Origin of the sequence: Kingella sp. (in: b-proteobacteria), assembly GCF_030527935.1 — a bacterium.
In the GTDB taxonomy this organism is placed as follows: Bacteria; Pseudomonadota; Gammaproteobacteria; order Burkholderiales; family Neisseriaceae; genus Kingella_B.
This window is the reverse complement of sequence record NZ_JAUMZV010000004.1, coordinates 62,632-79,818: the sequence shown is the minus strand read 5'-3', so window position 1 is coordinate 79,818 and position 17,187 is coordinate 62,632. Positions and strand designations below refer to the sequence as shown.

The 17,187-nt window shown below is 53.8% G+C and carries 22 protein-coding genes and 1 pseudogene; 11 read left to right on the top strand and 12 right to left on the bottom strand.

Annotated features, from left to right (window positions below; translation table 11 throughout):
* Window positions 1-118 precede the first annotated feature (118 nt).
* The 6 genes from hemH to Q4A85_RS02295 form a co-directional block, all read right to left on the bottom strand.
* Complete coding sequence (hemH, locus tag Q4A85_RS02320; protein ID WP_303107520.1) at window positions 119-1,138, bottom strand: ferrochelatase; 1,020 nt, start codon at window positions 1,136-1,138, stop codon at window positions 119-121.
* Between the two features lie 61 nt (window positions 1,139-1,199).
* Window positions 1,200-1,694, bottom strand: a complete 495-nt coding sequence (purE, locus tag Q4A85_RS02315; protein ID WP_303107519.1) for a 5-(carboxyamino)imidazole ribonucleotide mutase — start codon at window positions 1,692-1,694, stop codon at window positions 1,200-1,202.
* A gap of 45 nt (window positions 1,695-1,739) precedes the next feature.
* Window positions 1,740-2,075: a YbaB/EbfC family nucleoid-associated protein gene (locus tag Q4A85_RS02310; protein ID WP_303107518.1), complete on the bottom strand. Its 336-nt coding sequence runs from the start codon at window positions 2,073-2,075 to the stop codon at window positions 1,740-1,742.
* Window positions 2,045-2,227 carry a hypothetical protein gene (locus tag Q4A85_RS02305; RefSeq protein WP_303107517.1) on the bottom strand — a complete coding sequence of 61 codons (183 nt, stop codon included), beginning with the start codon at window positions 2,225-2,227 and terminating at the stop codon, window positions 2,045-2,047. The genes Q4A85_RS02310 and Q4A85_RS02305 overlap by 31 nt, the downstream gene beginning before the upstream one ends.
* 127 nt (window positions 2,228-2,354) lie before the next feature.
* Window positions 2,355-2,534, bottom strand: a complete 180-nt coding sequence (locus Q4A85_RS02300) for a hypothetical protein (RefSeq protein ID WP_303107516.1) — start codon at window positions 2,532-2,534, stop codon at window positions 2,355-2,357.
* 118 nt (window positions 2,535-2,652) lie between these two features.
* Window positions 2,653-4,365 (bottom strand): twin-arginine translocation pathway signal, encoded by a 1,713-nt coding sequence (locus tag Q4A85_RS02295; protein WP_303107515.1) that lies wholly within the window; start codon window positions 4,363-4,365, stop codon window positions 2,653-2,655.
* Between the two features lie 270 nt (window positions 4,366-4,635).
* On the opposite strand from Q4A85_RS02295, the gene Q4A85_RS02290 reads away from it, so the two are divergent.
* The 4 genes from Q4A85_RS02290 (at window position 4,636) to Q4A85_RS02275 (ending at window position 7,244) form a co-directional block, all read left to right on the top strand.
* The gene (locus tag Q4A85_RS02290) at window positions 4,636-5,133 is read left to right on the top strand and encodes a CoA biosynthesis protein CoaBC (protein WP_303107514.1); all 498 of its coding nucleotides are present in this window, start codon (window positions 4,636-4,638) and stop codon (window positions 5,131-5,133) included.
* A 131-nt stretch (window positions 5,134-5,264) separates the two neighbouring features.
* Entirely contained in the window at window positions 5,265-6,458 is a 1,194-nt protein-coding gene (locus Q4A85_RS02285) for an endoribonuclease L-PSP (protein WP_303107513.1), read from the top strand.
* Window positions 6,459-6,498: 40 nt separating this feature from the next.
* On the top strand, window positions 6,499-6,930 hold the full coding sequence (locus Q4A85_RS02280; RefSeq protein ID WP_303107512.1) for a hypothetical protein: 432 nt from the start codon (window positions 6,499-6,501) through the stop codon (window positions 6,928-6,930).
* A 5-nt stretch (window positions 6,931-6,935) separates the two neighbouring features.
* Entirely contained in the window at window positions 6,936-7,244 is a 309-nt protein-coding gene (locus Q4A85_RS02275; protein WP_303107511.1) for a hypothetical protein, read from the top strand.
* Between the two features lie 222 nt (window positions 7,245-7,466).
* Here the strand turns inward: Q4A85_RS02275 and rplI are convergent, their stop codons facing one another.
* From rplI to rpsF, 4 genes are read right to left on the bottom strand one after another with little or no spacing between them, the layout of a single operon-like run.
* Window positions 7,467-7,919, bottom strand: a complete 453-nt coding sequence (gene rplI / locus Q4A85_RS02270; RefSeq protein WP_303107509.1) for a 50S ribosomal protein L9 — start codon at window positions 7,917-7,919, stop codon at window positions 7,467-7,469.
* 15 nt (window positions 7,920-7,934) lie between these two features.
* Entirely contained in the window at window positions 7,935-8,165 is a 231-nt protein-coding gene (rpsR, locus tag Q4A85_RS02265) for a 30S ribosomal protein S18 (RefSeq protein ID WP_002641495.1), read from the bottom strand.
* Between the two features lie 5 nt (window positions 8,166-8,170).
* Complete coding sequence (priB, locus tag Q4A85_RS02260) at window positions 8,171-8,467, bottom strand: primosomal replication protein N (protein WP_303107506.1); 297 nt, start codon at window positions 8,465-8,467, stop codon at window positions 8,171-8,173.
* On the bottom strand, window positions 8,468-8,842 hold the full coding sequence (gene rpsF / locus Q4A85_RS02255) for a 30S ribosomal protein S6 (protein ID WP_303107504.1): 375 nt from the start codon (window positions 8,840-8,842) through the stop codon (window positions 8,468-8,470).
* Between the two features lie 165 nt (window positions 8,843-9,007).
* Between rpsF and yhbY the strand changes: the two genes are divergently transcribed.
* Complete coding sequence (gene yhbY / locus Q4A85_RS02250) at window positions 9,008-9,298, top strand: ribosome assembly RNA-binding protein YhbY (protein ID WP_303107503.1); 291 nt, start codon at window positions 9,008-9,010, stop codon at window positions 9,296-9,298.
* A gap of 121 nt (window positions 9,299-9,419) precedes the next feature.
* On the opposite strand, the gene Q4A85_RS02245 is transcribed toward yhbY, so the two are convergent.
* Window positions 9,420-9,980 (bottom strand): adenine phosphoribosyltransferase, encoded by a 561-nt coding sequence (locus Q4A85_RS02245; RefSeq protein ID WP_303107501.1) that lies wholly within the window; start codon window positions 9,978-9,980, stop codon window positions 9,420-9,422.
* A gap of 191 nt (window positions 9,981-10,171) precedes the next feature.
* Between Q4A85_RS02245 and Q4A85_RS02240 the strand changes: the two genes are divergently transcribed.
* The gene (locus Q4A85_RS02240) at window positions 10,172-11,020 is read left to right on the top strand and encodes a class II glutamine amidotransferase (protein ID WP_303107500.1); all 849 of its coding nucleotides are present in this window, start codon (window positions 10,172-10,174) and stop codon (window positions 11,018-11,020) included.
* Window positions 11,021-11,125: 105 nt separating this feature from the next.
* Here Q4A85_RS02240 and Q4A85_RS02235 read toward each other — a convergent pair whose 3' ends face one another.
* Window positions 11,126-11,293, bottom strand: a complete 168-nt coding sequence (locus Q4A85_RS02235; RefSeq protein WP_303107498.1) for a hypothetical protein — start codon at window positions 11,291-11,293, stop codon at window positions 11,126-11,128.
* 22 nt (window positions 11,294-11,315) lie between these two features.
* On the opposite strand from Q4A85_RS02235, the gene rfbA reads away from it, so the two are divergent.
* The 5 genes and pseudogenes from rfbA (at window position 11,316) to Q4A85_RS02210 (ending at window position 17,132) form a co-directional block, all read left to right on the top strand.
* The gene (rfbA, locus tag Q4A85_RS02230) at window positions 11,316-12,188 is read left to right on the top strand and encodes a glucose-1-phosphate thymidylyltransferase RfbA (protein WP_303107496.1); all 873 of its coding nucleotides are present in this window, start codon (window positions 11,316-11,318) and stop codon (window positions 12,186-12,188) included.
* 321 nt (window positions 12,189-12,509) lie between these two features.
* Window positions 12,510-13,295, top strand: coding sequence for a polyamine aminopropyltransferase (locus tag Q4A85_RS02225; protein ID WP_303107495.1), 786 nt, complete (start codon window positions 12,510-12,512; stop codon window positions 13,293-13,295).
* A 277-nt stretch (window positions 13,296-13,572) separates the two neighbouring features.
* Window positions 13,573-14,361 carry a 3-methyl-2-oxobutanoate hydroxymethyltransferase gene (gene panB / locus Q4A85_RS02220; RefSeq protein ID WP_303107532.1) on the top strand — a complete coding sequence of 263 codons (789 nt, stop codon included), beginning with the start codon at window positions 13,573-13,575 and terminating at the stop codon, window positions 14,359-14,361.
* Between the two features lie 578 nt (window positions 14,362-14,939).
* Entirely contained in the window at window positions 14,940-15,176 is a 237-nt protein-coding gene (locus Q4A85_RS02215) for an RNA-binding S4 domain-containing protein (protein WP_303107494.1), read from the top strand.
* Between the two features lie 47 nt (window positions 15,177-15,223).
* Window positions 15,224-17,132, top strand: a pseudogene (locus Q4A85_RS02210) (ATP-binding cassette domain-containing protein).
* The last annotated feature ends 55 nt before the right edge of the window (window positions 17,133-17,187 follow it).

Here is a 17,187-nt window from a genome sequence, read left to right as displayed (position 1 = left end):
TGAAATAAATAAGCTGGTTAGGGCTAGGATGAGTTTTTTGAACATATATTTTCCTCTTTGCTTGGTGTAATTGATTTTCAGGCTGCCTAATACAACCAAGGCAGCCTGAAAATGAAGATTACGCTTTTATCCACCCCGCGCCGCTTTCTTTCACAATCTCGCTTAATGCGTCTAGCCATGCGGGGTTGTCGTTTAAGCAGGGAATGTATTGGAATTGTGTGCCGCCTGCTGCGTAGAATTGCTCGCGCCCGCGAATGGCGATTTCTTCCATGGTTTCCAAGCAGTCGCTCACAAACCCAGGGCAAATCACGTCTAGTTTGGTGATTTTGTGTTTGCGTGGCAATTCTTTGAACAGCGTTTGCGTGCTGGGTTCTAGCCATTTGCCACCGCCAAAACGGCTTTGGAACGAGACCACATAATCCTGCTCGTGTAAGCCGAGTTCCAGCGCGACAAGGCGGGCGGTTTCGCGGCATTCTTGCGCGTAGGGGTCGCCCAAATCGCTGTGTTTTTGCGGGATGCTGTGGAAGCTGAACATCAGTTTTTCGCCTGCGCCGTATTGTTTGCGGTAGCTGGCGATTTGTTGCGCAAGGGCGCGGATGTAGCCCGTGTGGAAATAAAAGCGGGCAACGGTGCGCACCGACATTTGGTTGCGCTCGTGTTCCAATTCGCCCAGCACTTTATCCAACGCTGCGCCCATGCTGCTGCCTGCGTATTGCGGATACAGCGGCAGCACAATCAGCCGCCCCACGCCTTTGCTTTTGAGCGTGCTCATGGCTTCGTGGATGCTGGGTTTGCCGTAGCTCATGGCGTAGGCGCAATGGATGTTTTCAGGCAGCCTTTGGCGCAAGCCTTCTAGCTGGCGATGGGTAAACACTTTGAGCGGCGAGCCTTCTTTGAGCCAAATTTTTTTGTATAGCTCGGCGGATTGGCGGCTGCGCAGCGGCAGGATGATGCCACGCAACAGCGGTTGCCACAGCCATGGCGAGAGTTCTACCACACGCGGGTCGGATAAAAAATCGCGCAAAAAAGGGCGCACGGCTTCGGGCGTGGGGGCTTCGGGGCTGCCAAGATTGACGAGTAACACGCCAACTTGGTTTTGCTCGGCTAGGGGGATGGAAAATTCGGGATGAAAATTCATGGTTTGTGGCTGCGCGGGGCAGCGTTGTTGATGGGGTATAGAGCGGTTTTCAGGCTGCCTATTAGTCTAGGCTCACGGCGGGCAAGGTCATCGCCAGCACGCTTTGCGTTTGCTGGGCGCGGAAGTCTGCCAGCTTTTGCGCCAAGGCGTTGTCTTGATTGGCGAGCAGCGAGATGGCGAACAAGGCGGCGTTGGCTGCGCCTGCTTCGCCGATGGCAAAGGTGGCAACGGGCACGCCTTTGGGCATTTGCAAGATGGACAGCAGCGAATCTTCGCCGCGCAGGTATTTGCTGGGCACGGGCACGCCGAGCACGGGCAGCGTGGTTTGCGCGGCAACCATGCCCGGCAAATGAGCTGCGCCGCCTGCGCCTGCGATGATGGCTTGCAGACCGCGCGCTTGGGCGGTTTTGGCGTAATCAAACATTAAATCGGGCGTGCGGTGGGCGGAGACGACTTGGGCTTCGTAGTCCACGCCAAATTGTTGCAGCATTTTGGCGGCGTGTTCCATGATGTGCCAATCGCTGTTGCTGCCCATGATGATGCCTATTTTTGCCATAGCGGATTATCCTTTTGCGATGCCAAGCTGCGTTTCAGGCTGCCTTTATTTGAAAAAGTCGCCCATGCCTGCGGGCAAGCCTTGGGTGAACTGCGACATTTTGGCGGAAGTGGTGGCTTCGCCTTTTTCGTGTGCGTCGTTGATGGCGGCGAGTATCAGGTCTTCCAGCATTTCGGGGTCGTCGACGGCTTCGCTGATTAAATCGGGGCTGATGCTGATTTTGCGTACAACGTGGCTGCACGTGGCGGTTACTTTCACCAAGCCGTTGCCTGCTTGCCCTTCTACTTCGGTTTGCGCGAGTTCTGCTTGCGCTTTTTTCATGTTTTCTTGCATTTTTTGGGCTTGTTGCATCAAGCCGCCGAGTCCTGCTTTGCCGAACATTGTGGGTGCTCCTGTTGATGGGTGATGGGAATGGATAAGGCAGCCTGAAATGGGTTGGGGTTTTCAGGCTGCCTGAAATGGGCGCGATTATAGCATTTATTTGTGGGGCTTGGTTTTAGGGTGGGCAGCCTGAAACCTTTGCAAAAACTCAATGGCAACCTGAAACCTAAAATGGAACGGCGGCGGCTCGCCGCCAATGCTTATTAAACATCGCATAATTGGTTGACAAGGTGTCGGCGAGCCGCCGACGCTCCATAGGCTGCGGGTTGGGCAAAGGTTTCAGGCGGGCTTTGGATTGGGTAAGGGTTGGGCGAGCAGCGCGGGCAACGAGTTGCCCACTCTACGGTTTTCAGGCTGCCTTTGGATGAGGCAGCCTGAAATGTGATGCGGGGCTTGGACGCGGGGGCGAATATTGGGCAGCCTGAAATGTTTGCCCGCGTCTCTACGGCTTGCTCGCAAGCCGTGCGCTGGCGTAAAGGTTGGTTGAAATGGCTTGATTTTGTTTTTCAGGCTGCCTTTGGGCTTTTACAAAGGTTGGGCGAGCAGCGTGGGCAACGAGTTGCCCATCCTACGGTTTTCAGGCTGCCTGTCGTTTGCCTTTGCCTAAGAGCCGTTGGGCGGCGGTTATGCCCCACCATGCGGCTTCTTCAAACACGGAGTAGCCGCTTAAATCGCTGTGGGCGAAGTGTAGGCGGGATGGGTGTTGGCGCAGGGCGATGAGCGTGGGGTGGGTGAGATAGCCTGCGCTGGGCACGCTCATGGCGTGGGCGCGGACGGTGATGTCTATGTGGGCGACGTGTTGCCAGAATGGTTTACCGTATGCGGTGAGCAGGTCTTGGGCGGCGATGTCTAGTAGGTCGCGGGGTTCGGCGGTAAGCAGTTGGCGGCGGATGTTGGCGGGGCTGTCGTGGTTGAGCGCGGTGTAGGCGGTGAAGATGGTGTGGCTGGGGCGGGCGACGTGGATGCGTTGGTGGCTGGCAACCACGTAGCCTAGCCCTTGGCTGCCGTAAACGATGTTGTCCCATGCTAATTCGCTGCGCTTGGGTTCGGCGGGGAAGCTGTGGAGTACGAAGTTGCTGATGAGCCACGGGGCGGATGGGGGCAGCCTGAAATCGGGAGCGAAGCCGTAGCGTTGGGGGTTTTGGATGATGCGTTGGGCGATGTTGAGCGGCATGGCGCAGATAACGTTTTGCGCGTGGATGCGGCGGGTGTCGCCTGTGTGGATGTGGCGCAGGGTAACGCGCACATGGTCGCTGTGTTCGGCGATGTGGCTGGCGGCGTAGGGGTAGCTTTCAGGCTGCCTGAATGTGAGTTCTCGGGCGTTGGGCAGTTGCTCGTGGCTTTGGATTTTGGCGTGGGCGCGTAGGGCTTCGGATAGGTGGTTTAGGCCGTCTGCCCATGTGAGCACGGGGGCGTGTTCGTTGCCGCGCGCGGCGAAGTAGTGCAGCCCTGCGTAGGCGGAAACTTGGTCTATGCCTTGCCCGTAGTCGTCGCGGCAGCAGTAGTCCAAGTACCACAGCAGGCGGGGCGATTGGTAGCCTTGTTCGGCGAGCCACCCTGCAAAGGTTTGGCGGTCTAGCGCGCGCCATTGGGGGTCTTGCGATGACAGGGCGATGGGGATGGCGAAGATTTTGCGCCCGTCGCTGCCGCGTGCGTGCAATAGCTGGGCAATCAGGGCGAAGAAGCGGCGGATGTCAGGGTCGTGCGGCTGGGGGATGATGCCGTCTTGCCATGCGCCGTTGATGAGCAGGCGTTCATCGGGGGCGTTGACAAGGTCGGTATCGCAGTAGATGGGTTTGCCTGCGCCATCGTAGCCTTCGATGATGCCCAAATCGGCAAGCATTTGGCGGATGTGGCTGCTTTCGGCGGATGGCTGGGCAAGGTAGTGCGCGCCGCTGGGGGCGATGAGCGGTGGTTCACTGCTTGCGCTCGTTTTAGCTTCGCTGAAATTCGCTTTGCTCATTTTCAGGCTGCCTAAATAGGCGTAGGCGGCGTTGTTGCCATTGCGTTCCAAGCCATCGGCAAGGCAAAAATTGGTGTAGCCGTTACGCGCCAAATACCACGCGGCGGAAAGCGCGGCGGCTCCGCTGCCCAAAATCAGCGTTTCGCAAACGTGTTCGCGGCTGGGGGCGGCGTTGAACTGTTGGTCGCGCAACAAGTGGGCAAGCGGCAAGCCTACTTTGTTTACGCTGATGCTGGGCGGGCGCGAAAGATAGCGATAGCCCAGCCATGATGCGGAAGCGGCGGTGGCAAGGGTGGCGGTGGTTTGCAGGAATTGGCGGCGGTTCATGGTGGATGGTTAAGGCAGCCTGAAAACGGGTTTGGGCGGCTGAAAACGAAAAGGCGGATTTTACAACGGATGATTGGGCTTTATCCGCTTTCGCCGCGCCAACCTGCTTTTCAGGCTGCCTTATGCCGTTTTTTTATATTGTTTAGAACGCCGTTGGGCATAAAGAATATTCAAAAACATTCTTGGAAAACGAAATTTCAAAAGACTATGATTGCGCCGCATTGAACACAGGTTCTGAATACCGACAACCCGACTACAAGGAACACCATCATGTCCAAACAACTGCTTTTCACCGTATCCGACAGCACTTCGCTGGCTGAACTCTATCGCCGTTTAAGCCACGGCATTGACATTATTGAGCAACACATCGGCTACGCCCACAAACGCGCCCTGCCCACCGTAAAGCAAGCGATTGACCATATGCGCCGCTTTGTTTCAGGCGAATTGGGCACAGATGAAGGCGCGAAGCTGTGGTTCAAAAAGCTGACCAAACTCGCCGAAGAAGTGGGCGACATGACCGCCGCGCAATCCGCCTATATTCTCGCCGCCGCCGAAGTGGCGCACGCCGCATCGCACATGGGTCATGTGAACATGGCGTTGAGCCGCGGTCGCCGCACCGAAGCCGATGCCGAATATGTGAAACTGCAAACCGCCTATGTGAACTTCGCGTTTAAAGGCGTGGACGAATTTCTCGCGCTCACCGATGGCAAAATCCAGCCCCATTTTGCGTTTAACGATGAAACCGCGCATGAAGCGGTGGCGGCGTAGATTGAGCGCAGATTAAGCGTTTTCAGGCTGCCTAATAGAGCTGTTTAGGCAGCCTGAAAACCGAAGACTTCAACAAAGCGGAAACACAAAAATACCCAATCTCAATCCATCCCAACAAAACGGAACCACTTATGACCCCGCAACAAAGCCAATTCAAAGCCGACCGCTTCTCAAACTACGCCTACGCCGTGATTGTCCCCCAAAGCGGCGCAAGCTATGCCGGGCAAGCCGCCGACATCGTCGCCCAAATCCAACAACACTTTGCCAATCAACACATCGTCCGCCAAACCATCTTTCTGCGCGATGCCGACCGCTTGGACGAAGTCGCCCAACTCTTTGCCGCGCAACAAGGCGCAGCGCAGCCGCTTTCCGCGTTTGTGAGCCAAGCCCCCGCCGATGGCAACCTACTGGCGGCTGAAATCGTTGCCGTGTCGGACGCAGAAATAAACCGTATCAACAACAGCTTAACCACCGTGCAACACAACGGCATCACCTTCGTCCACACCCAAGCCGATGCCTACTTGGGCGGCAAAGCCCCGCGCGAAAACGCCTACGCCGACACGCTCGCCGTGCTCAACGACAACATCGCGCTGCTCCAACAAGGCGGCGCACGGCTAGACCAAGTGTTCCGCACATGGTTTTACATGGGCAGCATCGTCGCCCCCGATAACCGCGTTGCCAACCAAGAACAACGCTACAAAGAACTCAACCGCGCCCGCACCGATGCCTTTGGCGACACCGCATTCCTAAAAGGCAGCCTGAAAAGCCAACCCAACTTTGACGTGTACCCCGCATCCACAGGCATCGGCATGGGCGGCGAAGACGTTGCCCTTGGCAGCACCGCGCTCATCACCAGCCGCGCCGACGTGTTCACCCTGCCGCTGGAAAACCCCCGCCAAACCCCCGCCTTTGAATACGCGCGGCATTACAGCCCCGAAACGCCCAAATTCGCCCGCGCAATGGCGGTGATATACGACAACCAAGCCGCCGTGTATGTGTCGGGCACCGCATCCATCACCGCATCCGAAACCCAACACATCGGCAACACCGCCAAGCAAACCGAAGAAACGCTGCTCAACATCGCCGCGCTCATCGCCCCCGAAAACTTCGCCGCATCAGGCTTCGCAGGCTACGGCGCAACGCTGCAAGATTTAGCCGTTGTCCGCGCCTATGTGAAACACGCCGCCGATTACGAAACCGTCCGCGCCGTGTGCGAACAGCAGCTGCAAGGCGTGCCCGTGGTTTACACCATCGGCGACGTGTGCCGCGACGATTTGCTGGTGGAACTAGAAGCCGTCGCCCATATTATCCAAAAGGCAGCCTGAAAACGCTAATCTCCTAACCCAACCCACAAAGGACAAAACCATGACTCAACTCTACGACATCACCGACTACTCGCTAGACCAACTCTACGACTACTACGAGCGCACCATCGCCCAAGCCGAAAGCCTGAAAGACCAAGCCCACCCGCGCACCAAATTCCATGTAGAAAACGCCCTGAGCGATTTTCGCAAATTCGGCTCGGGCGAATTAGACATTGACCTTGGCACCAAACGCTGGTTTCGCGTGATGTCGCACCTAGTAGAAGAAGTCGCCGACATGGACAACAGCCAAACCGCCTACATTCTCGCCCTAGCCGAAATCGGACACGCCGCCGCCCACTTGGGGCATCTCAACACCGCACTTAGCCGTGGCGGACGCACCGAAGCCGATGTCAAATACGAAGCACTCAACCGCGCCTATGTCGGCTTTGGCTTTAAATGCGCGGAAACCTATATGGGGCTGATGAAGCATTAACAACAATGGAGCGGCGACGGCTCGTCGCCACACGCACGCTGCAATCGTTTCAACCAAACAAAAGGACGGATAAATTATCCGCCCTTTTTTGTTTACCGCCCCGCATGAATAAAACACCAGCCATCCACACAAAAGGCAGCCTGAAAACGAGCAAAGCAAGTTTCAACGAAGCTAAAACAATATTTCAAAATACGTTTTCAGGCTGCCTGACCATCAAGCCCAAACGCCTATATTCTAAATCTTTGCATAATCTCAAAGGCAGCCTGAAAAATAAGAAATGCCGTTATTCCCGCGTAGGCGGGAATCTTGTTTGATATTCAGAAATTTTCTTAAAAACAATTCATTGCATAAACTTAACCAAGATTCCCGCCTACGCGGGAATGACGGAGATTTACTATTCCTTGTGGCATTTTTAGATTTTGCAGAGGTTTCAGGCTGCCACAAGACTTCATCCCCAAACTCAAACAAACAACACACAAAAAAGCAGCCTGAAACGACCCATTTATCGTTTTCAGGCTGCCTTTTAATCAACCAAATTACTCAGCCGCAGCAACCACAGCCACCGTAATTTTAGCTACCGCATCAGCGTGCAAAGCCACTTCAATCTCGTATTCGCCAACCGCTTTGAATGGACCTTCTGGCAAGCGAACGTTTGATTTCACCGCTTCCACACCCGCAGCCACAATCGCCGCAGCGATGTCTGCATTGGTAACCGAACCGAACAAGCGACCGTCCACACCCGCTTTTTGCGCGATGGTAACCGTTTGTCCGTCCAATTTCGCTTGACGAGCTTGCGCATCAGCCAAAATTGCAGCTTGTTTGGCTTCCAATTCAGCGCGACGAGCTTCAAACTCTTTCAAGTTTGCTTCGGTAGCGCGTTTGGCTTTGGCAGTAGGAATCAGAAAATTGCGAGCGTAACCGTTTTTCACCGTTACCACATCGCCCAAGTTGCCCAAACCAGCAACGCGTTCCAACAAGATAATTTGCATAATGTAAACTCCTAATTATTTATGTTGGTCAGTGTAAGGCAACAAAGCCAAAAAGCGCGCACGTTTTACCGCAACAGCCAATTGGCGTTGGTAATGCGCTTTTGTGCCAGTGATGCGCGCGGGAATGATTTTGCCGTTTTCAGTAATGAAATCTTTAAGCAAATCAACTTGTTTGTAATCCACTTCTTGGATTTTTTCAGCCGTAAAACGGCAGAATTTGCGACGTTTAAATGTTTGACGAGCCATGTCGTTTAACCTTTATATTCTTGAATATTTTGAATCCGCAACACAGGGCGAAAAATTCTTTGGCTGCGCTGGGCTAAAAAGCCGCTTACTTCAACCATTGCGCCGATTTTGTGTTGCCATGCTTGGGCTTGCTCACCGATAATTTTTGCAGGCAATTCAAATTTAACTTGATGCTGCAAACCATTTTCTTGTTGCACACTTTCGTGTTGCAGCACCACATCCAACACAGGCACACCTGCGGGCGTGTAGCGCAAAACATCCACTTTATGCAGTTTGGCGGTAAGCTGAAATTGATTGTTCAATTAGGCTTCAGCAGTTTCTTCGCTAGCAGCTTCGCCGTTGAGCAAATTTTTAGATTTTTCGCCTTGCATCATCACAGATGGCTCGGTTACGGCTGCTTTCTTTTGGATGGTGAGATGACGCAACACGGCATCGTTAAAGCGGAAACCTGTTTCCAATTCTTCGATGGTTGCGGGGGTGGCTTCAATGTTCATCAACACATAGTGTGCTTTGTGCAACTTGTTGATTTGGTAAGCCAATTGGCGTCGACCCCAGTCTTCTAAGCGGTGGATTTTGCCACCTGCTTCGGTAATCATGGATTTATAGCGTTCAACCATCGCTGGCACTTGCTCGCTTTGGTCTGGATGAACGATAAACACGATTTCGTAATGACGCATGTTATCTCCTTACGGTTGGTTAAAAACAGCCACTCGCCATGCGATTGCGGGCGGCAAGGTTGCAAAACGGCGAATTATAATAATGTTTGCTGTGCGAGCGCAAGTTTTTCTGATTTTCGCGTATAATCGCGCTTGATTTTGTAAACACCAAACAATGAGAACTGAATGGAAAAGAAACCTGTTTTGAGCAAACAAGAAATTTTGGCGTTGCGTGCGCGGGCGCATCATTTGAACCCTGTGGTGATGATTGGGCAGCATGGTTTAACCGAAGCGGTGATTCGTGAAACGGAAACGGCGTTGAACGCGCATGAGTTGATTAAAGTGCGCGTGTTGGGCGATGAGCGCGATGAGCGTTTGCTGATTGGCGAAGAATTGTGCGCGGCAACGGGGGCGCAGTTGGTGCAGCATATTGGTAAGCTGTTGGTGTTGTATCGCGAACGCGCGGATGACGAATAACATTATCCGTCGTCATCCATATAGGCAGCCTGAAAACCATAGGCAGCCTGAAATAAAGCCCTGAGTAGCAAAAAACAGCTCAATGTTTCAATTGAGCTGTTTTTGTATGGATAAGATTGCGCTACATAGACCCATCGTTTTTCAGCAATGAAAACAATGGCACATTTTTCTCGCGGATTTTTTTGCCGCCGTCCAAATCGGTAAATTCTAAAATGGCGCAGGCTTCTACCACTTCGCCACCCAGCCTGCGAATCAACTCCACGCCCGCCAGCATGGTGCCGCCTGTGGCGACCAAGTCGTCAATCAGCAACACGCGGCTGCCTTCGCGGATGGCATCTTTGTGGATTTCTACGGTGGCTTCGCCGTATTCCAGCGCGTAGGTTTGCGAAATGGTGTCAAACGGTAGCTTGCCTTTTTTGCGGATGGGCACAAAACCTACGTTAAGCTGATACGCCAAAGCTGCGCCGATGATGAAACCACGCGCTTCCAGCCCTGCCACCACGTCTATTTTTTGCCCCATATAGTGATAGGTAAACAAATCCACCAGCAAGCGGAAATATTCGGGGCTTTGCAATACGGTGGTAACGTCGTGAAACAGAATGCCGTCTTTGGGGAAATTGGGGATTTTGCGGATTTGTGCGGCGAGATTGTCCACGCCCATCACATCAGGGTGAAAACGCATTTTTTGTTGATTTCCATAAGTAAAAATCGCATTATAATCACATTTTACATTTCAGGCAGCCTGAAAAGCGGTTGCCGCTGTTTTTTGCTGGATTGCTGCGCAGATTACGCCTCATCTAATAGGCAGCCTAAAAACAAGTAAAGCAAGTTTCAGCGGAACTAAACCACACCAACCCCGACAAGGAACACCCCATGTGCCAACTACTCGGCATGAATTGCAACACCCCCACCGACATCGGCTTCTCGTTCGCAGGCTTTTCCAAACGCGGCGGGCTCACCGACCACCACACCGATGGCTTTGGCATCGGCTTTTTTGAAGGACGCGGCTTGCGCCTGTTTCTGGACGACAAGCCCAGCGCGCAATCGCCCGTTGCCGAGCTGATTCGCAACTACCACATCAAATCCGAAAACGTCATCGCCCACATCCGCAAAGCATCGCAAGGCATCAACTCACTGGAAAACACCCACCCCTTTCAGCGCGAAATGTGGGGCGGCTATTGGCTGTTTGCCCACAACGGGCAACTGCGCCCCAGCTTCGCGCCCGATTTCAACGGCAAAGCCTATCGCCCCGTGGGCTGCACCGATTCCGAGCAAGCCTTTTGCTATCTGCTCAACCGCCTGCGCGCCCAGTTCCCCGACCGCCCCTGCCCCAACACGCTGTTTGACGCGCTTGCCGAGCTGTGCGCCGAAATCCGCCAGCATGGGATGTTTAACTTCATTCTATCCGATGGGCGCGTGATGTATGCCCACTCCAGCACCCTGCTCTACTACATCACCCGCCAGCCGCCCTTTGGGCAAGCCCATCTGATTGATGAAGACATGGCGATAGACTTCGCCAAAGTAACCACGCCCAACGACCGCGTAACCGTAATTACCACCCTACCCTTAACCGACAACGAAACATGGCAACAATTCGCCTGCGACGAACTCATCATGTTTGACCACGGCAAACTCGTGCGCCAACATCATCCGGAAAACCCTGTTTATTTAAGCAAGGAAGAAGGGTTAGAGATTGCACGCAAAGCGGGGGTGAGCGTGTAGTCGTGTTTTCAGGCTGCCTTATCTTGTGCGATTAGGCAGCCTGAAAACCAACATGGAGCGGCGACGGCTCGTCGCCAAATGGGTATCTAATAGGGCTGTACTTGGTTAGCACGATGTCGGCGAGCCTTTGATGCCATCGGTTGCAGGTTTGGCAAAAATTTCAGGCTGCCTTACCCTAATGCAGCCTGAAAAATAGTCATCCCGCTCCAAACACAGTAAAATACGCCCCTTTTTAAGCAGCCTGAAATCAAATTCAGCAAAATCAACCCCCATCAACTAAACAAAAGAGCATCACATGAAAGGCATCATCCTAGCAGGCGGCAGCGGCACGCGCCTTTACCCCATTACCCGCGGCGTATCCAAGCAACTTTTGCCTATCTACGACAAACCCATGATTTACTACCCCCTGTCGGTGCTGATGCTGGCAGGCATCCGCGAAATTCTGGTGATTACCACGCCCGAAGACAACGCCGCCTTTCGCCGTTTGCTGGGCGATGGCAGCAGCTTCGGCATCCACATCAGCTACGCCGTGCAGCCCAGCCCCGATGGGCTTGCCCAAGCCTTTATCATCGGCGAAGAATTTATCGGCGACGACAACGTGTGCCTTGTGTTGGGCGACAACATTTTCTACGGGCAACATTTCAGCCAAACGCTCAAAGCCGCCGTAGCGCAAAAACACGGCGCAACCGTGTTCGCCTACCAAGTCAAAGACCCCGAACGCTTTGGCGTGGTGGAATTTGATGGCGACCAAAAAGCCCTTTCCATTGAAGAAAAACCGCAGCAGCCCAAATCCGATTGGGCGGTAACAGGCTTATATTTTTATGACAACCGCGTGGTGGAGTTTGCCAAGCAAGTCAAACCATCAGCGCGTGGCGAGTTGGAAATCACCACGCTCAACGAAATGTATCTGCAAGACGGCAGCCTGAACGTGCAACTGCTCGGGCGCGGCTTCGCATGGCTGGACACGGGCACGCACGAAAGCCTGCACGATGCCGCCGCGTTTGTGCGCACCATTCAAAACGTGCAAAACCTGCAAGTCGCCTGCCTTGAAGAAATCGCATGGCGCAACGGCTGGCTGACATCGGCGCAACTGCGCGAGATTGCCGAAACCATGAAGAAAAACGAATACGGGCAACACCTGCTGCGCCTGCTGGCGAAAGAGAAATAGGCAGCCTGAAATCTTTGTAAAATCCTAGCAGCAGCCTGCATAGCGAAGCGGAGTTGCGAAGCTAAAAATTAAGAAATGCCGTCATTCCCGCGTAGGCGGGAATCTTGTTTGATATTCAAAAATCTACTTAAAAACAAACCATGGTGTAAATTTAACCAAGATTCCCGCCTACGCGTGAATGACGAAGAATTTGTTATTTCTTGTGGCGTTTTAGGTTTCGCAAAGGTTTTAGCCTGAAATCTTTGTAACCCCCAAAAGGCAGCCTGAAAACACGATTTGCAGATTTTCAGGCTGCCTTCACACAGCCCCCGAAAGCCCCGCATGACCCACCCATTCCGCCGTTCCCGCTTCTTTCGCAACACCCTGCCCGAAGCCCATATCTCCGAGCTGGGCAACATCCGTTCCCTGCATCTGGGCACGCCCACCATCCAAAGCTCCATGAACATCCACCATCCCAGCGAACTCGTGCTGTCATACAGCCGCGCCATGATGAGCTGGATGCTTTTTGCCGATGATGTGCCGCAAACCATCTTGCAAATCGGCTTGGGCGGCGGCTCATTTGCCCGCTATCTTGCCGAACACCTGCCCGAAGCCAAACAAATCTGCATAGAAATCAACCCACAAGTTATCAAAATCGCCCGCGCTTCGTTTTGCCTGCCGCCCGAAAACGAGCAATTCCAAATCATAGAAGCCGATGGCGCGGAATACGTCCAAATCCTGAACCACAACACCGACCTGATGCTGGTAGATGGCTTTGACGGTGTGCAAATCATCGATGAACTGGTGGGCGAACCCTTTTTCCACGACAGCCAGCAAGCCCTTAGCGAACACGGCATTTTTGCGACCAACTGGTGGAGCGGCGACAAACGCTATCCGCTGTTTATCCAACGCCTGCGCAGCGTTTTTCGCAACCGCGTGCTGGAAATCCCCGCCGAAACGCATGGCAACATCGCCGTGCTCGCCTTTAACCACCCGCCCGAGCTTAATTTGGATAAACTGAAAAAACGCGCCCACCATCTTGCCGAACGCTTTGCGCTAGATTTTCCGCGTATGCTGGCCGATGCCAAAGCCCGCAATGCGCATAATGGCAAAGCGTTTCAGTTTTAAGTCTATAAGTCCCATACCACAAACCTTGTTGACGCAATCCAACCCCGAAAAAACCAGCTCTACCTTTTCAGCCTGAAACCTTTGCAAAACCTGTAACCGATGGAGCGTCGGCGGCTCGCCGACATCTTGGCAAATCAATAATAATGCGATGTTTGAAACGTTGGCGACGAGCCGTTGCCGCTCCATTTTAGGTTTCAGGCTGCCTATATCGCCCTATTTCAGGCAGCCTGAAAACCCATTCCCCCATCCACACACTTCAACCCCAAGGAAAGCAAACATGATAACGCTCAACACACTCCGCAGCATGAAAGCCAACGGCGACAAAATCACCATGCTCACTTGCTACGAAGCCAGCTTCGCCGCCCTGATGAACCGCGCAGGCGTAGAAATCCTGCTGATTGGCGACTCGCTGGGCATGACTGTGCAAGGGCAAAGCAGCACCCTGCCCGTAACGTTGGAACACATGGTTTACCACACCCAAAACGTTGCCCGCAGCAACAGCCACAGCCTTATCCTTGCCGACCTGCCCTTTGGCAGCTACCAGCAAAGCAAAGAACAAGCCTTTGCCGCCGCCGCTGCGCTGATGGCAGCAGGTGCGCACATGGTGAAACTGGAAGGCGGCGCGGTGCTCGCCGAGGCCACGCAATTCTTGCAACAACGCGCCATCCCCGTCTGCGCCCACATCGGGCTTACGCCGCAGTATGTCAACGTGTTTGGCGGCTACAAAGTGCAAGGGCGTGGCGATGCCGCTGCCGCCGTGTTAGCCGATGCCCAAGCGCACGACGCAGCAGGCGCAAGCATGATACTGATGGAATGCGTGCCCGCCGCGCTGGGCAAAACCATCACCCAAAGCGTTTCCTGCCCCACCATCGGCATCGGCGCAGGCAAAGACACCGATGGGCAAGTGCTGGTGATGCACGATATGCTCGGCGTGTACCACGGCAAAACCGCCAAATTCGTCAAAAACTTTATGAACGGGCAACCCAGCATCCAAGCCGCCGTGGAAGCCTATGTGCGCGAAGTCAAAGCGGGCGCGTTTCCCAGCGCGGAGCATATATTTGAATAACAAACGTTTATCCGTTTTCAGGCTGCCTATGTGGCAGACGTTTACATTCACAAGGCAGCCTGAAAACGAGTAACATGCGCCAAACGTTTTAGAACCTATATTCAACTATTTGCATAGGCAGATTTGATGCCATAAAAGCGTGGATACAAGGCAAAAAGCGCAGCAAGGTTGGACACCTTGCGAGCATTTTTAACGCAGTAGCCGCGTTTTTAGGGCATAAAAGATGCCTATGCAAATAGTGAATACAGGTTCTTAGATTAGCCATGTTGAACCGCGTTTCAGGCTGCCTAAAACAAGCGAAACGAATTTCAAACTGAAATCTTGGCAAAACCAACAACCGATGGCGCGTCGGCGGCTCGCCGATATTTTGGCAAATCAGTCATGCTATGTTTGATTAAGCCATTTGGCGATGAGCCGTCACCACCCCATTAGATTTCAGGCTGCCTATACGGCATCCATTCAAGGCAGCCTGAAAACCAATCGGATGCCGCGTAACCATCCGCGCAACCCAAAGGCAGCCTGAAAACAAGTACCCCCCATTTTCAGGCTGCCCACATCCCACCCGCAAAGGATACCCCATGCACGCCACCGTTTACCTAGAAGACCAAGACCACATCGCCCTGTGCGACCTGCTCAAACTCGCAGGGCTTGCCCAAAGCGGCGGGCAAGCCAAAGCCCTGATTGCCGCAGGGCAAGTGCAACGCAACGGCGCAACCGAAACGCGCAAAACCGCCAAAATCCGCGCAGGCGAAATCATCACGCTCCACGTCAATGAGCTAGAAATCCAAGCAGGCTACGACCCAGAAGCAGCCTGAAACAAAGTTCAGCGAACCAAAACCATTTCCCAACAAAACCCCACACCATGACCATCCTATCCCTAGAAAACGCCAGATTCGCCGTTGGACACGTCCCCCTGCTAGACCACACCGCCTTTCAACTCGCGCAAGGCGAAAAAATCGGGCTCATCGGGCGCAACGGCGCAGGCAAATCCACCCTGCTCAAAATCCTTGCAGGCGTGCAAAAGCTCGACGACGGGCAACTCATCATCCAAAGCAGCCTGAAAATCGTCTATGTGCCGCAAGAAAGCCAATTCGCGCCCGATGCGAACGTGTTTGACATCGTATCCGAAGGCTTGGGCGAAATGCGCGACATCCTGCGCCGCTACCACCAACCAAATCAGCCACGAGCTAGAACACACCCCAAACAACAGCTTAATCAAAGAACTAAACAGCCTGCAAAACCAAATTGAAGCGCAAAACGGCTGGCAATTTGATGCCGCCATCCGCCAAACCATCAGCGAGCTGGGGCTGCCCGAATACGAACGCATCGCCAACCTATCGGGCGGGCAAAAAAAGCGCGTCGCCCTTGCCCAAGCATGGGTACAAAAGCCCGACGTGCTGCTGCTGGACGAACCCACCAACCACCTAGACATCGACGCGATTATCTGGCTGGAAAACCTGCTGCGCGGCTTTTCAGGCAGCCTGATTGTCATCACCCACGACCGCCGCTTCCTAGACAACATCGCCAGCCGCATCGTAGAACTAGACCGTGGCACGCTGCGCAGCTACGAAGGCAGTTTCAGCAAATACAGCGCAAAAAAAGCGCAAGAACTCGCCGTAGAAGCCGAACACAACCGCCTGTTTGACAAATTTCACGCGCAAGAAGAAGCATGGATACGCAAAGGCATAGAAGCCCGCCGCACCCGCAACGAAGGGCGCGTGCGCCGCTTGGAAGAACTGCGCCGCCAACGCGCCGCCCGCCGCGAGAAGCAAGGGCAAGTATCGTTCCAGCTCAACGCAGGCGAAAAAAGCGGCAAAATCGTCGCCGAGCTAGAACACGCTTCGTTTCAATACGACAACAAATTGATTATGAACGACTTTTCCGCCATCATCCAACGCGGCGACAAAATCGGCTTAATCGGCGCAAACGGAATCGGCAAAACCACCTTTCTCAAACTCATTCTCGGCGAATTGCAGCCCACACGCGGCAAAGTCCGCATCGGCAGCAAGCAAGAAGTCGCCTATTTTGACCAATTTCGCAGCGCGTTAAACGACAGCGACACCGTGTTCTACACCATTGGGCAAGGCAACGATTTTGTGGAAATCGGCGGCAAAAAACGCCATGTGATGAGCTACTTGGAAGATTTCTTGTTCCACCCCGCCCGCGCCCAATCGCCCGTGTCATCGCTATCAGGTGGCGAGCACAATCGCCTGCTGCTTGCCAAGCTGTTCACCCGCCCCGCCAATATTTTGGTGCTGGACGAACCCACCAACGATTTGGACATTGACACGCAAGAATTGCTGTAAGACCTGCTGCGCGACTACGCAGGAACGATGTTTCTCGTCAGCCACAACCGTATGTTTCTGGACAACGTCATCACGCAAAGCATTGTGTTTACAGGCAACGGCAGCCTGAAAGAATACATCGGCGGCTATCAAGATTACCCAGATGCCCAAACGCGCGAAAACCAGTTTCAGGCTGCATCCGCCACCGCGCAAGAGCGGCAGCCTGAAAAAGAGAAACCCAAAGCCAACCGCACCGTGAAGCTATCGTACAAAGAACAGCGCGAACTGGACGCGCTGCCCGATGCCATCGCCGCGCTGGAAGCCGAGCAAGCCGAAATCAACGCCGCGCTTTCCCAGCCCGAAATCTTTAAGGACTACGAAAAAGCAGGCACATTGCAGGCGCGCGCGGATGAAATTGAAACCGCGTTGCTGGAACAATTAGAACGCTGGGAGATGCTGGAAGCCAAGCAAAACGGCAGCGCATAAAATTAGGCAGCCTGAAAATGGATAAACCCGTTTTCAGGCTGCCTTTTATCGTTCG

Excerpts from the sequence above, each read along its gene's own strand:
- hemH (WP_303107520.1), bottom strand. The coding sequence starts at position 1,138 with ATGAATTTTCATCCCGAATTTTCCATCCCCCTAGCCGAGCAAAACCAA.
- purE (WP_303107519.1), bottom strand. The coding sequence starts at position 1,694 with ATGGCAAAAATAGGCATCATCATGGGCAGCAACAGCGATTGGCACATC.
- Q4A85_RS02310 (WP_303107518.1), bottom strand. The coding sequence starts at position 2,075 with ATGTTCGGCAAAGCAGGACTCGGCGGCTTGATGCAACAAGCCCAAAAA.
- Q4A85_RS02295 (WP_303107515.1), bottom strand. The coding sequence starts at position 4,365 with ATGAACCGCCGCCAATTCCTGCAAACCACCGCCACCCTTGCCACCGCC.
- Q4A85_RS02290 (WP_303107514.1), top strand. The coding sequence starts at position 4,636 with ATGTCCAAACAACTGCTTTTCACCGTATCCGACAGCACTTCGCTGGCT.
- Q4A85_RS02285 (WP_303107513.1), top strand. The coding sequence starts at position 5,265 with ATGACCCCGCAACAAAGCCAATTCAAAGCCGACCGCTTCTCAAACTAC.
- Q4A85_RS02280 (WP_303107512.1), top strand. The coding sequence starts at position 6,499 with ATGACTCAACTCTACGACATCACCGACTACTCGCTAGACCAACTCTAC.
- Q4A85_RS02275 (WP_303107511.1), top strand. The coding sequence starts at position 6,936 with ATGGAGCGGCGACGGCTCGTCGCCACACGCACGCTGCAATCGTTTCAA.
- rplI (WP_303107509.1), bottom strand. The coding sequence starts at position 7,919 with ATGCAAATTATCTTGTTGGAACGCGTTGCTGGTTTGGGCAACTTGGGC.
- rpsR (WP_002641495.1), bottom strand. The coding sequence starts at position 8,165 with ATGGCTCGTCAAACATTTAAACGTCGCAAATTCTGCCGTTTTACGGCT.
- rpsF (WP_303107504.1), bottom strand. The coding sequence starts at position 8,842 with ATGCGTCATTACGAAATCGTGTTTATCGTTCATCCAGACCAAAGCGAG.
- yhbY (WP_303107503.1), top strand. The coding sequence starts at position 9,008 with ATGGAAAAGAAACCTGTTTTGAGCAAACAAGAAATTTTGGCGTTGCGT.
- Q4A85_RS02245 (WP_303107501.1), bottom strand. The coding sequence starts at position 9,980 with ATGCGTTTTCACCCTGATGTGATGGGCGTGGACAATCTCGCCGCACAA.
- Q4A85_RS02240 (WP_303107500.1), top strand. The coding sequence starts at position 10,172 with ATGTGCCAACTACTCGGCATGAATTGCAACACCCCCACCGACATCGGC.
- Q4A85_RS02235 (WP_303107498.1), bottom strand. The coding sequence starts at position 11,293 with ATGGGGGTTGATTTTGCTGAATTTGATTTCAGGCTGCTTAAAAAGGGG.
- rfbA (WP_303107496.1), top strand. The coding sequence starts at position 11,316 with ATGAAAGGCATCATCCTAGCAGGCGGCAGCGGCACGCGCCTTTACCCC.
- Q4A85_RS02225 (WP_303107495.1), top strand. The coding sequence starts at position 12,510 with ATGACCCACCCATTCCGCCGTTCCCGCTTCTTTCGCAACACCCTGCCC.
- panB (WP_303107532.1), top strand. The coding sequence starts at position 13,573 with ATGATAACGCTCAACACACTCCGCAGCATGAAAGCCAACGGCGACAAA.
- Q4A85_RS02215 (WP_303107494.1), top strand. The coding sequence starts at position 14,940 with ATGCACGCCACCGTTTACCTAGAAGACCAAGACCACATCGCCCTGTGC.